This is a genomic window from Saccharopolyspora gloriosae, assembly GCF_014203325.1.
GTDB classification, from domain to species: domain Bacteria; phylum Actinomycetota; class Actinomycetes; order Mycobacteriales; family Pseudonocardiaceae; genus Saccharopolyspora_C; species Saccharopolyspora_C gloriosae.
The window spans coordinates 2645861-2664815 of the sequence record NZ_JACHIV010000001.1; the positions used below are offsets into that span (position 1 = coordinate 2645861).

At 70.6% G+C, this 18955-nt stretch carries 18 protein-coding genes; 12 read left to right on the top strand and 6 right to left on the bottom strand.

Annotated features, from left to right (window positions below):
- Positions 1-4: 4 nt before the first annotated feature.
- From BJ969_RS11685 to BJ969_RS30810, 5 genes are all read left to right on the top strand, one after another.
- Positions 5-1297 carry an enolase C-terminal domain-like protein gene (locus tag BJ969_RS11685; RefSeq protein WP_184478959.1) on the top strand — a complete coding sequence of 431 codons (1293 nt, stop codon included), beginning with the start codon at positions 5-7 and terminating at the stop codon, positions 1295-1297.
- A gap of 213 nt (positions 1298-1510) precedes the next feature.
- On the top strand, positions 1511-2827 hold the full coding sequence (locus tag BJ969_RS11690) for an MFS transporter (RefSeq protein ID WP_184478960.1): 1317 nt from the start codon (positions 1511-1513) through the stop codon (positions 2825-2827).
- Between the two features lie 147 nt (positions 2828-2974).
- Complete coding sequence (locus BJ969_RS11695; protein ID WP_246456756.1) at positions 2975-3778, top strand: IclR family transcriptional regulator; 804 nt, start codon at positions 2975-2977, stop codon at positions 3776-3778.
- Between the two features lie 306 nt (positions 3779-4084).
- On the top strand, positions 4085-4984 hold the full coding sequence (locus BJ969_RS11700) for an SAM-dependent methyltransferase (protein ID WP_184478961.1): 900 nt from the start codon (positions 4085-4087) through the stop codon (positions 4982-4984).
- A 317-nt stretch (positions 4985-5301) separates the two neighbouring features.
- A complete protein-coding gene (locus BJ969_RS30810) occupies positions 5302-6222 on the top strand; it encodes an AEC family transporter (protein ID WP_184478962.1) in 921 nt (306 codons plus the stop codon).
- A gap of 8 nt (positions 6223-6230) precedes the next feature.
- Here the strand turns inward: BJ969_RS30810 and BJ969_RS11710 are convergent, their stop codons facing one another.
- Complete coding sequence (locus BJ969_RS11710) at positions 6231-6947, bottom strand: dienelactone hydrolase family protein (RefSeq protein ID WP_184478963.1); 717 nt, start codon at positions 6945-6947, stop codon at positions 6231-6233.
- Positions 6948-7059: 112 nt separating this feature from the next.
- On the opposite strand from BJ969_RS11710, the gene BJ969_RS11715 reads away from it, so the two are divergent.
- Positions 7060-7845, top strand: coding sequence for an enoyl-CoA hydratase-related protein (locus BJ969_RS11715; RefSeq protein WP_221315785.1), 786 nt, complete (start codon positions 7060-7062; stop codon positions 7843-7845).
- 261 nt (positions 7846-8106) lie between these two features.
- Here the strand turns inward: BJ969_RS11715 and BJ969_RS11720 are convergent, their stop codons facing one another.
- The gene (locus BJ969_RS11720; protein ID WP_184478965.1) at positions 8107-8523 is read right to left on the bottom strand and encodes a universal stress protein; all 417 of its coding nucleotides are present in this window, start codon (positions 8521-8523) and stop codon (positions 8107-8109) included.
- A gap of 180 nt (positions 8524-8703) precedes the next feature.
- Here BJ969_RS11720 and BJ969_RS30975 point away from each other — a divergent pair, with 180 nt between their 5' ends.
- The 3 genes from BJ969_RS30975 (at position 8704) to BJ969_RS11730 (ending at position 11244) form a co-directional block, all read left to right on the top strand.
- Complete coding sequence (locus BJ969_RS30975) at positions 8704-8781, top strand: putative leader peptide (protein ID WP_425503603.1); 78 nt, start codon at positions 8704-8706, stop codon at positions 8779-8781.
- 133 nt (positions 8782-8914) lie between these two features.
- Positions 8915-9913, top strand: a complete 999-nt coding sequence (locus tag BJ969_RS11725) for an ABC transporter substrate-binding protein (RefSeq protein ID WP_184478966.1) — start codon at positions 8915-8917, stop codon at positions 9911-9913.
- A 14-nt stretch (positions 9914-9927) separates the two neighbouring features.
- Positions 9928-11244: an LLM class flavin-dependent oxidoreductase gene (locus tag BJ969_RS11730; protein WP_221315786.1), complete on the top strand. Its 1317-nt coding sequence runs from the start codon at positions 9928-9930 to the stop codon at positions 11242-11244.
- A gap of 27 nt (positions 11245-11271) precedes the next feature.
- Here BJ969_RS11730 and BJ969_RS11735 read toward each other — a convergent pair whose 3' ends face one another.
- The 3 genes from BJ969_RS11735 to BJ969_RS11745 form a co-directional block, all read right to left on the bottom strand.
- Positions 11272-12141 (bottom strand): SAM-dependent methyltransferase, encoded by an 870-nt coding sequence (locus tag BJ969_RS11735; protein WP_184478967.1) that lies wholly within the window; start codon positions 12139-12141, stop codon positions 11272-11274.
- A gap of 233 nt (positions 12142-12374) precedes the next feature.
- On the bottom strand, positions 12375-13235 hold the full coding sequence (locus BJ969_RS11740; RefSeq protein ID WP_184478968.1) for a Scr1 family TA system antitoxin-like transcriptional regulator: 861 nt from the start codon (positions 13233-13235) through the stop codon (positions 12375-12377).
- Positions 13236-13387: 152 nt separating this feature from the next.
- On the bottom strand, positions 13388-13624 hold the full coding sequence (locus tag BJ969_RS11745; protein WP_184478969.1) for a DUF397 domain-containing protein: 237 nt from the start codon (positions 13622-13624) through the stop codon (positions 13388-13390).
- 88 nt (positions 13625-13712) lie between these two features.
- Here BJ969_RS11745 and BJ969_RS11750 point away from each other — a divergent pair, with 88 nt between their 5' ends.
- On the top strand, positions 13713-13994 hold the full coding sequence (locus BJ969_RS11750; protein ID WP_184478970.1) for a hypothetical protein: 282 nt from the start codon (positions 13713-13715) through the stop codon (positions 13992-13994).
- Between the two features lie 375 nt (positions 13995-14369).
- Positions 14370-15674 (top strand): MCE family protein, encoded by a 1305-nt coding sequence (locus BJ969_RS11755; RefSeq protein ID WP_184478971.1) that lies wholly within the window; start codon positions 14370-14372, stop codon positions 15672-15674.
- Positions 15675-15896: 222 nt separating this feature from the next.
- Here the strand turns inward: BJ969_RS11755 and BJ969_RS11760 are convergent, their stop codons facing one another.
- A complete protein-coding gene (locus BJ969_RS11760; RefSeq protein WP_184478972.1) occupies positions 15897-16982 on the bottom strand; it encodes an AraC family transcriptional regulator in 1086 nt (361 codons plus the stop codon).
- A gap of 110 nt (positions 16983-17092) precedes the next feature.
- On the opposite strand from BJ969_RS11760, the gene BJ969_RS11765 reads away from it, so the two are divergent.
- Complete coding sequence (locus tag BJ969_RS11765) at positions 17093-18937, top strand: AMP-dependent synthetase/ligase (RefSeq protein ID WP_184478973.1); 1845 nt, start codon at positions 17093-17095, stop codon at positions 18935-18937.
- Positions 18938-18955: the final 18 nt, after the last annotated feature.

Sequence of the window (18955 nt, forward strand, 5' to 3'; positions counted from 1 at the left end):
CCCCATGTCCGAGAGCACCCGCATCGCCGAGGTCCGCGTCACCCCGATCCTGATCAGCGACCCGCCGCTGCTGAACGTGCAAGGCGTGCACCAGCCCTACACCCCGCGCACGATCATCGAGGTCGTCACCGACAACGGCGTCAGCGGCATCGGCGAGACCTACGGCGACACCGACTACCTGAAGATCGCGCAGGCGTTCGGGCCGAAACTCGTCGGACAACCGCTGACCGCCCGCAACGACCTGTTCGCCCGGGTCTCCGCGGCGGCGGCCGAAGTCGACATCGCGCAGATCGACAACACCGTCGTCGCCGAAGGCCTCCGCGGCGCCCGCACCGAGGTGAAGCTGGTGCACAGCGTCGTGTCGGGATTCGAGGTGGCGCTGCTCGACGCGCTGGGGCACGAGACCGGATTACCGGTGCACGCGCTGCTCGGCGGCAAGGTCCGGGACCGGGTGGAGTACAGCGGCTACCTGTTCTACCGCTGGGCCGAGCACCCCGTCGCGGGCGAGCCCCAGGACGACTGGGGAGCGGCGCTGGACCCGGCGGGCGTCGTCGAGCAGGCGCGGCGGTTCGCCGACCGCTACGGGTTCAAGTCCTTCAAGCTCAAGGGCGGCGCCTTCGCCCCGGAGCAGGAGGTGGCGGCGATCCACGCGCTGCACGAGGCTTTCCCGGACGCCCCGCTGCGGCTGGACCCCAACGGGGCCTGGTCGGTGCAGACCAGCCTCGAGGTCGCCGCGGCGCTCGAAGGCGTCGCGGAATACCTGGAGGACCCCACCGCGGGCACCGGCCAGATGGCGCAGGTCGCCGCGAAGACGAGCCTGCCGCTGGCCACCAACATGTGCGTGACCGCGATCGACGAGGTCCCCGCCGCGTTCACCAGCGACGCCGTGCAGGTGGTGCTCTCCGATCACCACTACTGGGGCGGGCTGCGCGCGACGCAGGACCTGGCCGCGGTGTGCCGCACCTACGGCAAGCAGCTCTCCATGCACTCCAACACGCACCTGGGCATCAGCCTCGCCGCGATGACCCACGTCGCGGCCACCATCCCGGAGCTGTACTACGCGTGCGACACGCACCGGCCGTGGCAGACCGAGGACGTCATCACTGTGCCGCACACCTTCACCGACGGCGCCGTCGACGTCACCGACACGCCCGGCCTGGGCGTCGAACTCGACCGGGAGTCGCTGGCGGCGCTGCACCGGCGCTGGCTCGACAGCGACGTGCGCGACCGCGATGACGCCGCCGCGATGCGCCGCGTGCACCCGGACTGGACTGCCCCCGCCTTCCCGGTCTGGTGACGCAGACCGTCCCCGGGCGAGCCGGTCGGGCGGCGGCGCCTCGGCGTTCCTCCCACGAGGACAGCGGGAGGAACGCCGAGAACACGTGGTGCCGATCGCTCCGGTGATCGCCGCTCAGCGGCTTCCCGCTGACCGGACAACGAACGAAAAACGGTGTACATCGGCGGGCGGACGTCGCGCGCTGATGACCGAAACATCCTCGGAGAGACGTCAATGACGACGGTGCCGCCGAAGTCCGCAGCGGACGAGGCCGTGCTCAGCAGCGCGGTCGGCAAGTTCTTCCGACGCATGATCCCGCTCGTGGTGCTCATGCTGATCATCAACCAGATGGACCGCACGAACATCGGGTTCGTGCGCGGCGACCTGGAAGCCGACCTGGGCATCGGGGCCGCGGCCTACGGGCTCGGGGCCGGGCTGTTCTTCGTCGCCTACGCCCTGTTCGAAGTGCCCAGCAACATGCTCATGGAGCGCTTCGGCGCTCGGGTCTGGCTGACCCGCATCATGATCAGCTGGGGCGTGGTGGTGTTCGCGATGGCGTTCATCACCGACACCACCACGTTCTACGCGATGCGGTTCCTGCTGGGCGTCGCCGAGGCGGGATTCTTCCCCGGCGTCATGTACTACTTCACCCGCTGGCTGCCCGACCAGTACCGCGGCCGGGCCGTCGCGATCTTCCTGGGCGGCTCCGCCGGGGCCTACGTGGTGACCGGACCGGTCAGCGGCGCACTGCTGGAACTCGATGGCCTCGCCGGACTGGCGGGCTGGAAGTGGATGTTCCTGTGCCAAGGCGTGCTGTCGGTCGTGATCGGCGTCGTCGCCGGGTTCTTCCTGGTGTCCCGCATCGGCGACGCGAAGTGGCTCAGCACCGAGGAGAAAGCGGCGCTGCGGGACGCGGTCGCCGCCGACGACGCGCGGCGCGACGACGCGGGAGAGCAGGTCTCCAAGCTGCGGCTGCTGGTGAACCCGCAGGTCCTGCTGCTGTGCTTCATCTTCTTCGCCATCTCGCTGACCGGGTACACGATCACGTTCTGGCTGCCCAGCCTGGTCGACGGCATCGGCGGATTGCCGGACTTCGGCGTCGGGCTCGTGACGGCGATCCCCTGGGCGTGCGCGATCGCGGCGATGTACGCGATGGGCCGGTTCACCGACCGAACCGGTGTCCGGCGGCCGTACGTCACGGCGGCGCTGCTGGTGGCCGCGCTCGGCACGTTCCTCACCACGCTGGGCGGCCCGTGGTTCGGAGTGCTGGCGATGTGCGTGGCCGCGATCGGATTCAAGTGCTCGGCATCGATCTTCTGGCCGATCGCCCAGCAAGGGCTCGACGGCAAGATCGTGGCGCCGGGCATCGCCCTGGTGAACTCGCTGGGCAACCTCGGCGGCTTCGTCGCGCCCACGGTGATCGGGTTCCTGGAGGAATCGACCGGGTCCACCACGGTCGGCCTCTACGGGCTGTCGATCGCGTCGCTGCTCGCGGCGGGCCTGGCCACGCTGATCGGCCGCACCCGGCAGGTGGACCCCGCGCCCGGCTGAGGATTGCGCGGCGGGCCGGGACCGGTGCGTCCCGCACCCGCCGCGCGCAGTGCCCTTCGGGGGCTGCGGGCACCGCCGATGTGTACGGTGTTGCTTTGCGGAAAAGGCGTGGTGGCCGGGGGTTTTCCGGTCGCAGGGGAGTGCGTGATGAGCGGCATGGCGGACGGGCAGAAAGGGGTGCGGGACGTCAAATCGGCGGCCCGCACGGTGGAAGTCCTGGAGGTGCTGGGCGGCCTCGACGGCGAACCGGTGAACCTGCGCGAACTCGCCGAACGCACCCAGGTCCCGCGCAGCAGCCTCTACGCCCTGCTGCAGACGCTCGTCGCGCGTGGCTGGGTCCGCACCGACGCCACCGGCTCGCTGTACGGGATCGGGGTGCGGGCGCTGCTGGTCGGCACCTCCTACATCGACGGGGACCTGCGCGTCGCCGAGATCAAGCCGTACCTGGACGACCTGGTGGCCGACCTCGGGGAGACGGTGCACTTCGCCCGGCTCGACGGCGCCGACGTGGTCTACCTGCTGACCCGCGAGTCCAAGCACCACCTGCGCCCGTTCAGCCGGGTCGGCAGGCGCCTCCCGGCGAGCGCGACCTCGCTCGGCAAAGCACTGCTGGCCGAGCGGGAGGACGCCGAGATCGACGAACTGCTGCCGGATCCGCTGCCGAAGTTCACCGAGTCGACCCTCGACCGCGCTGAGCTGAAGGCGGACCTGGCCGCCACGCGGGAGCGCGGCTACGCCATCGAACGGGAGGAGAGCAACGTCGGCGTGCACTGCATCGGCGTGGCACTGCGCTACGACGGGCCGGTGCAGGACGCGATCAGCTGCTCGATGCCGACTGCGCGGGTGACCCCGGAGATCCAGCAGGACGCCGTCGAGCGGATGTTGCGGGCTCGCGACGAAATCGAACGAGCAGCCCTCCGCTGGCCGACTTCACAGGTCTCTTGGCGGTGATGTTCTTTTCTTCTTTTGCTTCGGTGGTCGGGTGGCATTGGTGGTCACTGCTCAGCGGCTTCGCCGCTGACAGGACAATGATCGAAATGCGCTTGGCGTGGGGCGTTCTTGGTTTGTCCGCAGTGGATTTTTCCTGCTGGTGTTGGTCGTCGGGTGCAATTCGATTCGTCCGGGTGGGGCTTGTCGGGGGCGGTGGGTGGCGGCAGGCTCGGAATCGGTGGGAGTCCGGTCAGGGGAACGGGCTGAGGGGAGCGTCCGATGGGGCGGGGCGAACGACGGTGTGATGCGGGTGCGGCCGGTCCGGTCGTGCCCGAGCAGGGGGTGCCGGAGTCCGCCGCGCCGCCGAGGGTGCCCGCGGTTCCCGCTGCCAGAGAGCCGGAGGCCGGGCGGAAATCCGGTTCCGAGTTCTCCCTCCACGCGATTCCGGGAGTGGACGTGCAGCACGCCAACGCCGCGCGGATGTACGACTACGCGCTCAACGGCGACCACAACTTCAAGATCGACCGCGAGGTGGCGGACCAGGTGTTCGCGGTGATGCCCAGCGGGCCCGCCGTCGCCCGGTCGAACCGCGCGTTCCTGCGCCGCGCCGTGGAGTTCTGCGTCGACGAGGGGATCGACCAGTTCCTCGACCTCGGTTCGGGCATTCCCACCCGCGGCAACACCCACGAGATCGCGCAGGTGCGGAATCCGGACGCGCGCGTGGTGTACGTCGACAACGAACCGGTGGCCGCCGCGCACACCCGCCAGCTGCTGCAGGGCAACCCGAACGCGGCGATGGTGCAGGCCGACGTCCGCGATCCGGCGGCGGTGCTCGCCGCCGAACCGACGCGGGAGCTGCTCGACTTCTCCCGTCCGGTCGGGGTGCTGATGGTGGCGGTGCTGCACTACGTCAGCGATGCGGACGGGATCGAGGACATGCTCGCCGCGTACCGCGGCCAGTGCTCGCGCGGCAGCTTCCTGGTGGTCTCGCACACGACGCAGGACCACGTGCCCGACAAGGCGCGCGCGCTGCGGGAGGTGCTGGCGAAGTCCGGCACCGAGGTGACCCATCGCGATCACGCCGGGGTGCGCGCGGTGTTCGACGGATGGCGGCTGGTGGAACCGGGCGTGGTGTGGACTCCGCAATGGCGGGGTCCGCAGCCGGAACCGGACGACCCCGCGCCGGAGGAATCGGAGACGTGGTGCGGGGTCGCCGAATTGATCTGACCACGCGAGTCCTCTGTGGACTCCGCGAGTTCCGCGCGGAATTTCCCACCATGTGAACATTTTCCTGCGCTGGGAGGGGCAGCCCGGTTCACATCATGACATATGTCATTGCCATGGCTAATTTTCGCGAGCCCCGCGGTCGGTTAGTCTCCGATTCGAATCGGTAGTGCCCGAACGAATCAGCGGGCACCGTTCCCGCGTCCCGCCCTTCCCGGTGCGGCCGGACGCGTCGTGTCGAGGATCGGAGTCGCACCGATGAGTCGCGCGCACCCCGCCGGGCGCGGGGGACCGCACCCCGCCCGCCGATCGGAGCCGGCGTGAGCGGAGTGCTCACCGGCTTCACGGTCATCGGAGCCATCATCGCCGTCGGCTACCTGGTGGCGTGGCGCGGATCCCTCGGCGAACACGGCCAAGAAGTGCTGAGCAGGCTCGCGTTCTCCGTCGGCACCCCCGCGCTGCTGTTCACGACGCTGGCCCGCGCCGACCTGTCCGTGATCGCCTCGCTGCCGCTGCTGATCACCGCGCTGAGCACGTTCGTCGTCGCGGGCCTGTTCGTGGCGGTCGGGGTGATCCGCGGCTGGGACGTCGGACGCACGACGATCGGCGCGCTGTGCTCCAGCTACGTCAACTCCGGCAACCTCGGCATCCCGATCGCGGTCTACGTGCTCGGCGACGCCTCGCTGGTCGCCCCGGTGCTGCTGCTGCAGCAACTCGTCATCACACCGGTGGCGCTGGCGGTGCTGGACCTCTCGCGGCCCGGCGCGCGCACCTCGTGGACCGCCCGGATCACCGCGCCGTTCCGGAACCCGGTGGTGCTCGGCTCGCTCGGCGGCGTGGCGGTCGCCGCGACCGGCCTGCACGTCCCGGACGCCGTGTACGACCCGATCAACCTGCTCGGCGGCATGGCGGTGCCGGGCGTGCTGCTGGCGTTCGGGATCTCGCTGCGCGGCGCGAGCCTGCCGGGGCGCAGCCCGGAGAAGCGCGTCGTGTTCCTGACCGTGGCGTTGAAGTCGGTCGTGCAGCCGCTCGTGGCCTGGGTGCTCGGGCACTTCGCGTTCGGCCTCGGGCAGGCGGAGCTGTTCGCGGTCGTCGTGACCTCCGCGCTCCCGGCCGCGCAGAACCTGTTCACCTACGCGGCCCGCTACGAGACCTCACTGGTGCTGGCGCGCGAGTCGGTGCTGCTGTCGACCATCCTCGCGGTACCGGGAATCGGCGTGATCGCCGCCTTGCTCGGGTAGCGGTCCGCTCACCGCAGGGTCGTCGTGCGCACGAAGCTCAACGACTGCGGCCAGGAGTGCAGGTAGGCCTCCGCGTTGACCGGCTTCGACTGCCGGGCGCGGGCGCTGAAACCGTGCTCGGCGCCCGGGTAGGTGTGCACGATGCTCGCCCCGTGGGAGCGGCCGGTGAGCGCCGCGTTGAGCGCGTCGAAGCTCTCCCGCGGCACCAGCTCGTCGGCACCGGGGTAGTGCATCATCACCGGCGCGTCGATGCGGGCGGCGTGCTCGGCCGCGTCGAGCGCGTGGTTCGGCGCCGCCGGGATCGGCACCGTCGGGTGGTAGGCGATCACGTTGGCGAGCCGCTTGTCCCGCGCGCCGAGCAGCAGCGCGAACCGGCCGCCGAGGCACCAGCCGATCACCCCGACCCGCGTCAGGCCGAGCTCGTTGAACATGTGCGAGAGCAGCCGTTGCTGCTCGGCCAGCGCCGCCTCGTCGTCGAGCCGGCCCATCAGCCGCACCAGCTCCTCGTGCCCGGTGTCGTCCGCGCTCGGGCCGTCCCACGGGTCCCAGGACAGCGCGGTGACCCCGGCCTCGGCGAGGTCCGCGGCGAACTCGCGGACCTGCTCGCCGATGCCGGTCAGCATCGGCAGCAGCAACATCCCGCCGCCCCCGTCCACCTCGGGCCGCGCCAGGTAAGCGCGGGAGGTGCCGACCGCGACGTACTCTCCGGTGATCTCCTCAGCCATGCGTCCACCCTAGGCATCCCCGGCGGGACGAGCGGCTCGGGCGGGTGCGGGCCGGCGCGGCCGATGATCCACGATGGGCGGTGCGCCCCGACGACCGCAGTGGAGGACACCCGTGGCACCCGAGTCCGTCCGGTACGAGTTCGACTCCGGCATCGCAGTGCTGACCTTGGACGATCCGCCGATGAACCTGGTGTCGCTGGAGACGACCCGCGCGTTGGAGGCCGCGCTGGACGCGGTCGAGCGCGACGCCGCGCGGGTCGTGATCGTGACCGGCGCGGGCGAGCGGGCGTTCTGCGCGGGCTCGGACGTCACCGAGTTCCCCGCGATGATGCGGCCCGGCGAGGTCGTGGACAAGAAGCTGCGCAGGCAGAACGCGGCGTTCAACCGGCTCGCCGAGCTGCCGGTGCCGACGATCGCCGCGCTCGGCGGGCTCACCTACGGCGGCGGGCTGGAGATCGCGGTGTGCTGCGACCTGCTCATCGCGGAGCGCCACGTCCGGTTGGCGTTGCCGGAGATCAAGCTCGGCATCTTCCCCGGCAGCGGGGGCACGTTCCGCGTGACCCGGCGGGTCGGCCAGGTCCGGGCGAAGGAGCTGATGCTGTTCGGCGAGCCCATCGACGCGGACACCGCGTTGTCCTGGGGGCTGCTGAACCAGGTCGTGGAGCGCGGCGAAGCGCTCCGCACCGCGAAGGAGTGGGCGACGACGCTGGCGCGCCGTCCGCGCACCTCGCTGCGCCTGTGCAAGGCGCTGATCAACGCCACCGACGACGAGAGCGACGAGGAGATGCTGAGCCGCTCCTTGGCAGCCAGCGATCAGGCGTTCACCTCCGCCGAGTGCGACGAGGGCGTCCGGGCCTTCCTCGCCAAGCGCACCCCCGACTTCACCACCTCCGGCTGACCGGCCTCCCGAAGGACGCGCACGCCCCGACTCCGCTCCGCACCACCCGGCTGGGCCTCACCCACCCCCACCCCGCAATTCCGCGAGAAATCGAACCCCGCCGGGCCTGGGCGCTCCGCCGCAGCAAGGGCAAAACACCAGGGCATGGCGTTGTGTTCAGGGGTGTTCGTGGGCGAACGGGATGTGATCTCGCGAGAAATTGCGGACCGGTGCGGAGGCCGGGGACACGAATGGGCGTCGGTGGGCCGGGGGAGTGCCGGGTCAGCGGGTGCCTTCGCGGACCACGACGACAGGGCAGGGGGCGTGCTGCACGCAGTGCTGGCCCACCGACCCGAGCAGGGCCCCGGTGAAGCCGCCGTGGCCCCGGCTGCCGACGACGAGCAGATCGGCGCCCGCGGCCGCGTCGAGCAGCGCCTTCGCCGGGCTGCCCTGCGCGACGACGCGCTCCACGGGAACCCGCGACTCGGCGGCGACGTCGTGCACCGCCTCCCGCAGCGTCTGCGCCGTGACGTGACCGGCGTCCTCCGGCGCCCAGCCGTAGATGGGGGAGAGGTCCCACGCCATCAGCGCGGTGATCGCGCCTCCCGTGAGGTCCGCGTGCCACAGCGCCCAGCGCAGCGCGGCGCGGGACGAGGCTGATCCGTCCACTCCGGTCACGATCTGATAGGTCTCGGTCATGTTCGCCCTCCCTGTGGCAGCTTCACCGTGCCGCACCTCCCGAGTGGTCGCATCGCGGCGCTGAGCAGCGACGATCACCTCGGGCCGGGATTCGGCTACGGCTGCGGGGTGATCCCGATCGCATTCCCAACCTGTTGGATTGGGTTTACGGCGGTGCCGCGGCCTGGCTACGTTCTCCCCATGCCGCAGCGGCCGATGCTCACCACCCGGGATCACGTGGACCTGTCCCGGGTGTCCTCGGCGCTCTGTCACCGCTGACCCGGCCCGGTCCCGCCGGCTCGTTCCGGCGCCGCTGACCCCTCTCCTTCTTCGCGGCAGTCCTCCGCGGACGAATGCCGTCCCCGCTCATCCCGCGCGGCGCCCCCGCCCGCGCGCTCCTGTTGGAGGCTCCATGTCGACCCGCTCCACGCGGCGTTCCTTCTTGACCAAGCTGGCCGTCGCCCCGATCGCCCTGAGCCCGCTCGCCGCGGCGGCCTGCGGCGGGAACTCCGCGGTACGCGAGGACGGCAGCGTCGACCTCACCAAGGTCACGTTGACCATCGGCGACCAGGCGGGCATCCAGCAATCGCTGGTGGAGGCCGCGGGCGTGCTCGACGGCAAGCAGTACGAGGTGCGCTGGTCCCAGTTCGCCGCCGCCGCTCCGCTGCTGGAGGCGCTGCGCAGCGGAGCGGTCGACATCGGGTTGGCGGGCGACGCGCCGACGCTCAACGCACTCGGCTCCGGAGCCGACATCAAGATCGTCTCGGCGACCCGGTCCGTGCGGCAGTACGGACTGGCCATCGTGGTGCCGCAGGGATCGCCGATCACCTCGGTCGCCGACCTGCGCGGCAAGACCGTCTCGCCCACGACACCCGGCAGCGTGGGGCACTACCTGCTGCTCAGCGCGCTGCGCGAGGCGGGAGTGCCCGCGAACGAGGTGCGGATCAGCTTCCTGGAACCTGTCAACGCCAGCGCCGCGCTGAGCTCCGGAGCCATCGACGCCTGGTCCACCTGGGACCCGTACACCGCGGCGGCCCAGCTCGACCAGGGCGCGACCGTGCTGCGCGACGCGAACGGCCTCGCCCACGGCCTGAGCTTCATCAACGCCTACCAGGAGGCCCTCGACGATCCGGGCCGCCGCGCGGCCGTGCGCGACTTCGTCGGCAGGTACAACAAGGCGCTCGACTGGGCGCGCGCGGAGCCGGCGGAGAACGCGCGGATCTACGGCGAGCTCAGCCACCGCCCGCCCAACGTGGCCCGGCTCGTCTCCGACCGCTCGCAGCGCACCGGCGGGCCCGTCGACGACCAGGTGATCGCCCAGCTGCAGGAGGTCGCCGACAACTACCGGGAGTTCGGCGTGCTGCGCGAGCACCTGGCCATCGCCGAGCACGTCGACCGCGGCCTGTACTGAGCGGGGACGCGACGATGACCGCAGAACTGCACCTGGCCCTCTACCTGAGCGACGCCGGGATCCACGCGGGCGGCTGGCGCCATCCCGCCGCCGACGCGCCCGGCGACCACGGCCTGGACCACTACCGGCGGCTCACCGAGGCGGCCGAGCGGGCGAAGCTGGACCTGGTGTTCATCGCGGACAAGCTCGCCGTCGACGACATCTACGGCGGAGACTTCGCCACCGTGCTGGAACACCGGCCGAACACCCACCTCGACCCGATCGTGCTGCTGTCGGCGTTGTCGTCGGTGACCGAGCGGATCGGGCTGGCCGCGACGGCGTCGACGACCTACTCGGAGCCGTTCCACGTGGCGCGGATGTTCGCCAGCATCGACCACCTCAGCGGCGGGCGAGCGGCGTGGAACGCGGTGACCTCGGTCAGCGACGGCGAGGCGCGCAACTTCAACCGCACCGAGCACCTCGACCACGGGACCCGCTACGAGCGCGCGGCGGAGTTCCTCACCGCGGTGCGCGCGCTGTGGGACACCTGGGACGACGGCGCGGTGCTCGCCGACCAGCGGGCCGGGCGGTTCGCCGATGCGGGCAAGGTCCGCTACGCCGATCACGACGGGGAGTGGTTCCAGGTCCGCGGGCCGCTGACGGTGCCGCGCCCGCCCCAAGGGCGCCCGGTGATCGTCCAAGCGGGCGCGTCCGGGGTGTTCCAGCGGCTCGCGGCCGAGAACGCCGATCTCGTGTTCGCGGTCGCGCCCACCCTGGAACGCGGCGTGGAGTTCTACCGCGGGTTCAAGCAACAGGTGCGGGAAGCGGGCCGGGCCGAGCACGAGGTCCGGGTGCTGCCGGGGATCATGCCGATCGTCGGCGAGACCGACGAGCACGCCGCGGAGATCGAGCGGGAGCTGCGGTCGCTGGTGCTGCCCATCGCGGGCCTCACCTTCATGTCCGCCAGCATGAACCACGACCTGTCGCGCTACCCGGTGGACGGGCCGGTGCCCGACGTCCGCGACGAGATCCGCGGCAGCAAGGGCCGGTTCCAGCACGTGATCGCCGATGCCGTCGAACGCGGTCTCACGCTCGGCGAGCTGGGTGCGGAGTACGCCGCGACGCTGTCGTTCCCGCTGGTCGCCGGATCACCGGTGACGATCGCGGACGAGCTGCAGCGCTGGCGAGAAGCAGGTGCCTGCGACGGTTTCGTCCTGATGCCCGCCTACGTGCCGGGCGGGGTGACGGACTTCTTCGATCACGTGGTCCCGGAGCTCCAGCGCCGAGGATTATTCCGCACGGAGTATCGCGGTCGTACCCTGCGCGATCACCTCGGTGTTGATCGTCCTTGACCAGCACCGAGGTGATCGTGGGGCTGATCAGGGTTGCTTGCGTCCGACGCCCGCCCAGATCGCGGCTTGACCGGACTCGCTGAAGTCCAGTTCCGGCGAGAAGTTCGGGCTGCGGTCCTCCGGGTGCCAGTCCGTCGTCCACGCCATGCCCGGTTCGAGCATTTCGAAGTCGCCGAACAGCTCGCGGATCTGCTGCTGGCTGCGCCAGATCACCGGGCTGGAGGAGTTGTCGTACATCTGCTTGATGCCGACGAGCTGCTCGTCGAGCTCGGCGGGCACCCCGTCATCGGTCAGGTGCGACAGCGCCAGGTAGGAGCCGGGCGGGAGCAGTTCCCGGTACCGCTTCATGACCTGCGGCGAGATGTCCTCGCCGTCCGGGCCGGGCTGCTGCACGTGCAGCACCGCGATGAGCAGGATGGCGACCGGCTGCTCCAGGTCCAGCACACCGGTCTCGATCGCGCGCTGCCACAACCGCTCCGGGTTGCGGAAGTCCGCGTTGATCGCCGCGTGGCGCCCGGGGTCGCCGTGCTTCTCCAGCAGCACCTGGGAGTGCGCCACCGCGACCGGCTCGTGGTCGACGTAGACGACCTTGGACCCGGGCTCCACCTCGTCGGCCACCGAGTGCGTGTTGCCCATCGTGGGCACCCCGGAGCCGATGTCGATGAACTGGTGCACCCCGCGGGCCACGAGGTGGCGCACCGCGCGGTGCAGGAAGAGTCGATTGCTGATCGCGATGGGGCGTAACAACGGGTATTCGTTGATCACGTGCTGACCGAATTCGCGGTCGATGGCCCAGTTCGCCTTGCCGCCGAGATACCAGTCGTATACCCGGGCGACGCTCGGTTTGGTCAGATCCGCACTCTGCGGGGGGAACGGGTCCTCGTCAACATCGCTCATACGTATGGTCCTTCAGTCACAACCGGGTGATCTTGCGACGAATCGTAACCCCTAGAACGCTGAGTGTGAGCGGGGGCCGTTCGGGTGAAATATTCGACAACGCACGTGGTCAGGGGGTTGTCCGGAACTGGACGCGCGAATGCGGCCGGTGGCCCCGCCAGGGACTCGTCCGGCTCGCGCGAGCGAGGGAGGGCCGCCGCCGCTCCCTCGGCTCGCGCCGAAAGCGAAAATGATCAGAACTTCATCTGCGAGCGGAATTCGGCCGCCAGTCCGCGCAGGAAATCCACCGATTCGTTGAGTTCGAGCGCGGCACCGCGGATTCGGTCCCACGCGTCGACGAACAGCTCGAAGTCCCCCTCGTCGTCCAGGTAAATGCCGCCCGCGGCGTGTTCGATGAACACGAAGTCCTTGGTGGCGTCCGGGAAGCGCATGATCGTGAAGTCGTTCGGCGTGAACGCGAGGCGCACGTCGAACGGCAGCACGTGGATGAAGGTGCGCGAATAGCGCTCGCCCAGGTCCAGCAGGTGCTCGACCTGGTCGAGGGCGACCGACGGGTTCGGGCCGCCGGGCATCCGCCGGAACGCCGCCTCACCGATCACGAACCGGTAGTACGGCGGGCGATCCAGGTCGAACACCTGCTTGCGGTCCTGCCGGTTGCGGACCAGCGAGGTCACGTCCGTGGCGCGGTCCTCGCTGAACTGGGTGAGCATGTAGTGCTCGGACTGCAGCGGACCTGGGATCCGCTCGCCGTGCCAGCTCAGGATCTCACCGGCGGCGGGCTCCAGGTCCGTGAAGGTCCGGAACCAGTGCGGCACCGCGGAGCGGTACCCGGACCACTGCCCGCGCTGCCCGGTGCTGGACCGGGCCAGTTCCAGCATCAGCTCCGACTGCGCGTCGCTGCACTGGAACGCCTCCAGCATCTGCTTGAGCTCGGCCTGCTTGACCGCCACCGCGCCGGACTCGATCTTGTTGACCTTGCCCTGCCGGCAGCCCAGCAGCTCGGCGACCTCTTGTTGGGTCATCCCCACCGTCATCCGCGCTCGGCGGATCTCGTTGCCGAGCTGTCTGCGCCGCGACGTCACCGTGCTCGGCACTCGGAATCTCCGCTCTACGTTCAAGGTCTCGACCAGCAGATCATGTTAACCGAGTACGCTCACCCGGGCGTGGTCCCCGGCGGGTTGCCGGCGAGATCCGCACATTCACTCTTCAGGGGAATAATCGTCGTCGCTTCCCGCGCCGATGGTGATCACGTCAGGTCGAACGCGCCTCCGCGGGTCCCGGACAGGAAAGAACGCCACTGCTCGGCGTTGAACACCAGGACCCCGTCGGCGATGTTCTTGCTGTCGCGGACTCCGACGTGGCCGCCGGCCACGGGGTGGTTGACCTCAACGCAGTTGCCGCCGTTGGGTCCGCAGCGGTTGGCGGCCGTCCAGCCGCGCCGGGGGAAGTACGAGGTCGTTGGGGCCGGGTCCGGTGCGTGCACGTGGCGCTCCCTCCGCACTGTTCAGTTCAGCTCGACAATGAGATTAATCCTTGAGTAGGATTAATCTCAAGCACAGGAGGGAGCAATGATGCCCAGCGTTGCGAACAGCTCCGCACACCTCCGGCGTGACCCGGACGCTGCCCTGGAGCAGCGCGTGTGGGTGCTGCGCAAGCACCACCGCGTGTCACTGCGGCAGGCGCACGCGATCGTCTCCGTCGACTGGGACGCGGGTTTGGCGCGGACCGCCTGCGGCATGGGACTCCGTCCGGATGCGATCGGCGACGTGCCTGCCGGCGGCTGCATGCCGTGCGTCTCCTGCGTCGCCTCGATGCCGGTCGGAGCGGCTCTGCCCGAGGATTCCGAGCTCTGATGATCCAACGCGGCGGCCCCGTTGTCCTCGGCCGCCACGCACGTCCCGAAATCTCGACACGTCCTGGTTCGGCCCGAGCGCGGCGGTGCGCCGCGAACCCGGCCGCGTCCTGCGTCGCGAGCGCGTTTCCGCCCGCGCAGGGCGACATTCCGCGCCGATCCGGGTGCGGACGACAGCGCCCGTTGATCTGTCCGGAATGGTCAATCGGCTGACCGGGGTTGTCATGACTCAGGTCACGCCGACGTCCTACTCTCTTGCCCTATCCGGCCTCCCCGGCGTGTTCCATCCGGGCGAGCGCCGTGAGTGAGGTCCCCGCGGAACCGGCGCGCACGCGCGGCTCGCGGGGTGTTCCGGGTACGAGTCGACGGCGGTCCGATGAGCAGAGACAGCACCTTCGCGACGGTGCGGCGCAGGTTGCTGGGTTTGGCACTGCTGCTGTGCGTCGCGTTGTTCTTGAGCGTGACGGTGGCGACCTACCAAGGCGTCTTCCGGCCGAGCGTGGACGTGGTCCTGCGCGCGGCGTCCACGGGAAATCAGCTGATGCCCGACTCCGAGGTGAAGGTCCGCGGCATGACCGTGGGCCGGGTCGACGAGGTGCGGCCCACCGACGAGGGCGCGGAGCTGCACTTGGCGCTGGAGCCGGACAAGGCGCGGCTGCTGCCCGCGAACGTGTCGGCGAGGCTGCTGCCGCGGACGTTGTTCGGTGAGCGCTACGTGTCGCTGGACGTGCCGGAGCAGGCGTCGTCGACGCGGCTGGCCGCGGGCGATGTGATCTCGCAGGACCGGACGCGGGCGTCGGTGGAGCTGGAGACGGTGCTGGCGGACACGATGCCGGTGCTGCAGGCGGTGCACCCGGACGACCTGGCGGTGACGCTGAATTCGCTGGACCAGGCGCTCGACGGTCGCGGTGAGGAGGTCGGCGACACGATCACGCGGCTGAACCAGTACGTCGAGGGGCTCAACCCGTCCTTGCCGCAGCTGCAGGAGAACCTGCGCCAGCTGGTGGGCGTGGCCGAGACCTACGAGCAGGCGGCTCCGGACGTGCTGCAGGCGCTGGGTGATCTGTCGGTGACCTCGCGGACCTTGGTCGCGCAGCAGCAAGACCTGCGGTCGTTGACCTCGCAGCTGACCACGGCGTCGAACGACGCGACGGGTTTCCTGGAGGCCAGCGGGGACGACCTGATCAGGTTGGGCGAGTCGTCGCGGCCCACCGCGGACGTGCTCGCGAAGTACTCCCCGCAGTACCCGTGCCTGCTGCGCAGCCTCACCGGGATCATCCCGTTGGTCGACGACGTCTTCGGCGTCGGCACCGACGAGCCCGGCGCGCACGTCACGCTGGAAGTGGTGCCCCCGCGGGGCGAGTACGTGCCGGGCGAAGAACCGTCCTTCGACGACGAGCGCGGGCCGCGCTGCTACGACTACCCGCCGGGGACCCGGCCGCAGTACCCGCCGGACGGCCCGATCCAGGACGGTTCGACCGCTCCCGCCCCGGCCGATGCGCCGGGAGCCGCCTCCTCCGGCGGGGCCGGCGGACTCGGCCTGATCAACTCGCCGCAGGAGCGCGACGCGATGTCCACCGTCCTGGCCCCGTCGATGGGGGTTCCGGCGAGCACCGTCCCGCAGTGGGGCTCGATGCTGGTGGGTCCGGTGCTGCGCGGTGCCGAGGTGAGCTACCGCTGAGCCGCCCGCCCGCGGTTCCCGCGGGCGGGCCCGAAACTCCGTCGGGCCGGGTAGGTGCGACCCGGCCCGACGGCCCCCTTCTCGTACGACTCGACCGAGGAGATTTCGCCGCCGCACGAAGAGATCTCGCGGCGGCTTCGTCGCGCTCGCCCGAACGACTCCCGCGACGCCGACCGGCCGAGGTGGGCGCGTGCCGGACCGCGGTGCGCGCCCACCTGGCGGTCACTGCTGACGTCGCCGGGCGTAGGACATCGGCGTCGTCCCGGTCCACCGCTTGAAGGCGTGGATGAAGCTGGCCGCTTCCGCGTACCCCAGGCGGATCGCGATGTCGTCCACCGACAGCGCGCCGTCGCGCAACATCCCCTCGGCGAGCGCGGCGCGGACTTCGTCGCGCACCGCCTGGAAGTTGGTGCCCTCGGCGTTGAGCCTGCGGTGCAGCGTGCGGGCCGTGGTGTGCAGCTTGCGCGCCACGTCCTCCATCCCCATCCGCACCCCGTCGGGCCCGAGCATCTGATCGCGCACCTGCTTGGCGAACCCGGTGCGCTCCCGCCTGCCCGCCAGCAGATCTCGGCACTGCGCCTCGCACATCGCCAAGGTGTGCTCGTTCGCCTGCGGCAGCGGCTGGTCCAGGAACGCCGGATCGAGGATGATCACGTCTTTCGGTGCGCCGAACGACGGCACCGTGCCGAAGAACGCGGGCGCCTCGATGCCGTCCGGCGGCGGAGGCAGGCTCAGCTCGATGCGCTGCACCGGGATCGGCGCGGGCAGCAGCTCGACCATGATGGTGTGGATCGCGGAAAGGTCGCGTTCCACCAGGAAATCCCGCACGTCCGACGGGATGGCCGACGAGTCGAGCTCCACCCGCAGCTCCTCGCCGGACCAGCGGATCCGCGGGATGCAGAACGCGAAGCTCAGCTCCAGGTAGCGCAGCGCCACCGCCATGCCGTCGCGCACCGTCGGACTGCTGATGAACGCGAACCCGAGGATGCCGTACGCGGTCAAGTGGTACTGCAACCCGGCGAGCATGCCCAGGCCTGGCGACGGGGGCAGCGCGTTGACGAGGTTCCGCACGATGCGCAGCTCCTGGTGCGCGTCGACGGAGAACGAGGGGTCCTCCAGTTCCGTTTCGGTGAGCCCGGTTCCGCACAACACCGTCGCCGCCGGAACCTGGTACTCGGCGGCGAATCGGGTGAGCAGCAGGGCGCTGATCGGGCTGCGCGGGAAGTCCCAATCCCGGACGACCGGGTCCGGGATGGCGTCGGGCGCGCGCACACCCGTGCTGTGATCCTTGTCGCGACGATGCGGCATGTCCGGAAGTATCAATCACGTGGCCGCCGACGTCATAGCCCCCACCCCTTTCCCGCTTAACGTGATCGTGACGGACGACACCGTGTAGGCCATTTGCAGGGGAGCAACGCATGACCGCGACCGAGGTCCAAGCCGAGCGGGACGAGATCGAGGCGGCGATCCGCGGCCGGACCGTGCCGAGTCTGCTCGCGGACATCGCCCGGTCCCGGCCCGACGCGCCGGCGTTCGCCACGGCCGACGAGCGCTGGACGTGGTCGCAGGTGCACGGCGAGGTGCTGAGCATCGCGGCGGCGCTGCGCTCGCTGGGCCTGGTGCCCGGTGACGTGCTGGGCGTGATGGCGAGCAACCGGCCCGAGCACATCCTCGCGGACCTGGGCGCCTCGACGGCGGGAGCGACGACCACGACGCTGTACGCGACGCTGGCGCCGGAGCAGATCCGCCACGTGGTGGTCGATTCCGGCGCGAAGATCGCCGTCGTGGAAGGCGAGGACGCGTGGCGCCGGTGGCTGCCGGTGCTGGGCGAGCCGACGGAGCTCGGCGTGGTGATCACGCTCGGCGAGATCGGGGACGCCCGCCCGGCCGGATTCACCGGGAAGATCCTGACCTGGGAGGAATTCCTCGAACTGGGCGCGGCGGTGGACGACGGCTCGTTCGCCCACGACGACCCGTCCGTGCAGGAGCAGATGTGTCCGGACCCCGAGGACATCGCGGTCCTGATCTACACCTCCGGCACCACCGGCACCTCCAAGGGCGTGGAGCTCAGCCACCGCGCGCTGCTCTACGAAGTGGAGGCGCTGGCGCGGGCCGCGGGCCTGCCCGACGAGGTGGTCAGCCTCTCGTACCTGCCGCTGGCGCACGTCGCGGAGCGAGTGCTGTCGGTGTACCTGCCGCTGCGCAGCGGCGGGGAGACCCATTTCTGCGCCAGCGTCAAGGAATTGCCGCAGCGGCTCGCCGAGGTGCGCCCGACGATCCTGTTCGGCGTCCCGCAGGTGTGGGACAAGTTGCGCACCGGCATCGAATCGCGGATCGCCGAGCAGGACGGCGTGCGCGGCAAGCTCGGCGCCTGGGCGCTGCGCGCGGCCGAGCAGGGCGCCGCCCCGGACGCCACCGACACCCAGAAGATGTTGGCGCGGCTGGCGCATCGTGCCGTGCTGCACCGCATCCCGGTGGCGCTGGGGCTGGACCGGTGCGCGGTGCGCGCGGTCGGTGCGGCGCCACTGCCGCCGGGGTTGGAGCGGTTCTTCGCCGGGTTGGGCATGGAGCTCACCGGCGTGTACGGCCTGTCGGAGACCTGCGGTGCGGCGGTGATGCACCGCGCGGGCGATCCGCGCCGGCCGGGCACGGTCGGCAAGGCGATGCCGGGCGTGGAACTGCGGCTGACCGGTGAGGGCGAAGTGCTGGTGCGCGGGCCGTTGTGCGCCTCCGGCTACCGCAACCTGCCCGAGGCGGACCGGGACCTGTTCACCATGGACGGTTACCTGCGCACCGGAGATCTGGGTTCGCTGGACGACGACGGGATGCTGCGGATCACCGGGCGGCAGAAGGAACTCATCATCACCGCGGGCGGGAAGAACATCAGTCCCGTCACCGTGGAGTCGCTGCTGGTGGAGCACCCGCTCATCGAGCAGGCGCTGGTGCACGGCGACGGGCGTCCGTACCTGGTGGCGCTGCTGCTGCCCGACGCGGACGCGCTGGCGAAGTGGGCCGAGCAGCGCGGGCTCGCCGGGGCGGCCCGGGAGGACCTGCTGGCGAATCCGCAGCTGCGCGAGGAGATCGGCCAAGCCGTGGCGCTGGCGAACTCGCGGCTGGCGCGGGTGGAGCACGTGCGCGAGTGGGACTTCGCGCCGACCCAGTGGAGCGAGGACGAAGGCGAGCTCACCCCGACCCGCAAGATCCGCCGCGCCGTGGTCGTGAAGAACAACCGGGAGCACTTGGACGCGCTCTACCCGCGGTGATGCCGCGTCCGTCCAGCA

Bases quoted from the DNA above. Each gene is read 5' to 3' on its own strand.
- BJ969_RS11685 (WP_184478959.1), top strand. From the start codon at position 5: ATGTCCGAGAGCACCCGCATCGCCGAGGTCCGCGTCACCCCGATCCTG.
- BJ969_RS11710 (WP_184478963.1), bottom strand. From the start codon at position 6,947: ATGGCTGAGGAGATCACCGGAGAGTACGTCGCGGTCGGCACCTCCCGC.
- BJ969_RS11695 (WP_246456756.1), top strand. From the start codon at position 2,975: ATGAGCGGCATGGCGGACGGGCAGAAAGGGGTGCGGGACGTCAAATCG.
- BJ969_RS11735 (WP_184478967.1), bottom strand. From the start codon at position 12,141: ATGAGCGATGTTGACGAGGACCCGTTCCCCCCGCAGAGTGCGGATCTG.
- BJ969_RS11760 (WP_184478972.1), bottom strand. From the start codon at position 16,982: ATGCCGCATCGTCGCGACAAGGATCACAGCACGGGTGTGCGCGCGCCC.
- BJ969_RS11690 (WP_184478960.1), top strand. From the start codon at position 1,511: ATGACGACGGTGCCGCCGAAGTCCGCAGCGGACGAGGCCGTGCTCAGC.
- BJ969_RS11720 (WP_184478965.1), bottom strand. From the start codon at position 8,523: ATGACCGAGACCTATCAGATCGTGACCGGAGTGGACGGATCAGCCTCG.
- BJ969_RS30975 (WP_425503603.1), top strand. From the start codon at position 8,704: ATGCCGCAGCGGCCGATGCTCACCACCCGGGATCACGTGGACCTGTCC.
- BJ969_RS11730 (WP_221315786.1), top strand. From the start codon at position 9,928: ATGACCGCAGAACTGCACCTGGCCCTCTACCTGAGCGACGCCGGGATC.
- BJ969_RS11725 (WP_184478966.1), top strand. From the start codon at position 8,915: ATGTCGACCCGCTCCACGCGGCGTTCCTTCTTGACCAAGCTGGCCGTC.
- BJ969_RS11765 (WP_184478973.1), top strand. From the start codon at position 17,093: ATGACCGCGACCGAGGTCCAAGCCGAGCGGGACGAGATCGAGGCGGCG.
- BJ969_RS11755 (WP_184478971.1), top strand. From the start codon at position 14,370: ATGAGCAGAGACAGCACCTTCGCGACGGTGCGGCGCAGGTTGCTGGGT.
- BJ969_RS11750 (WP_184478970.1), top strand. From the start codon at position 13,713: ATGCCCAGCGTTGCGAACAGCTCCGCACACCTCCGGCGTGACCCGGAC.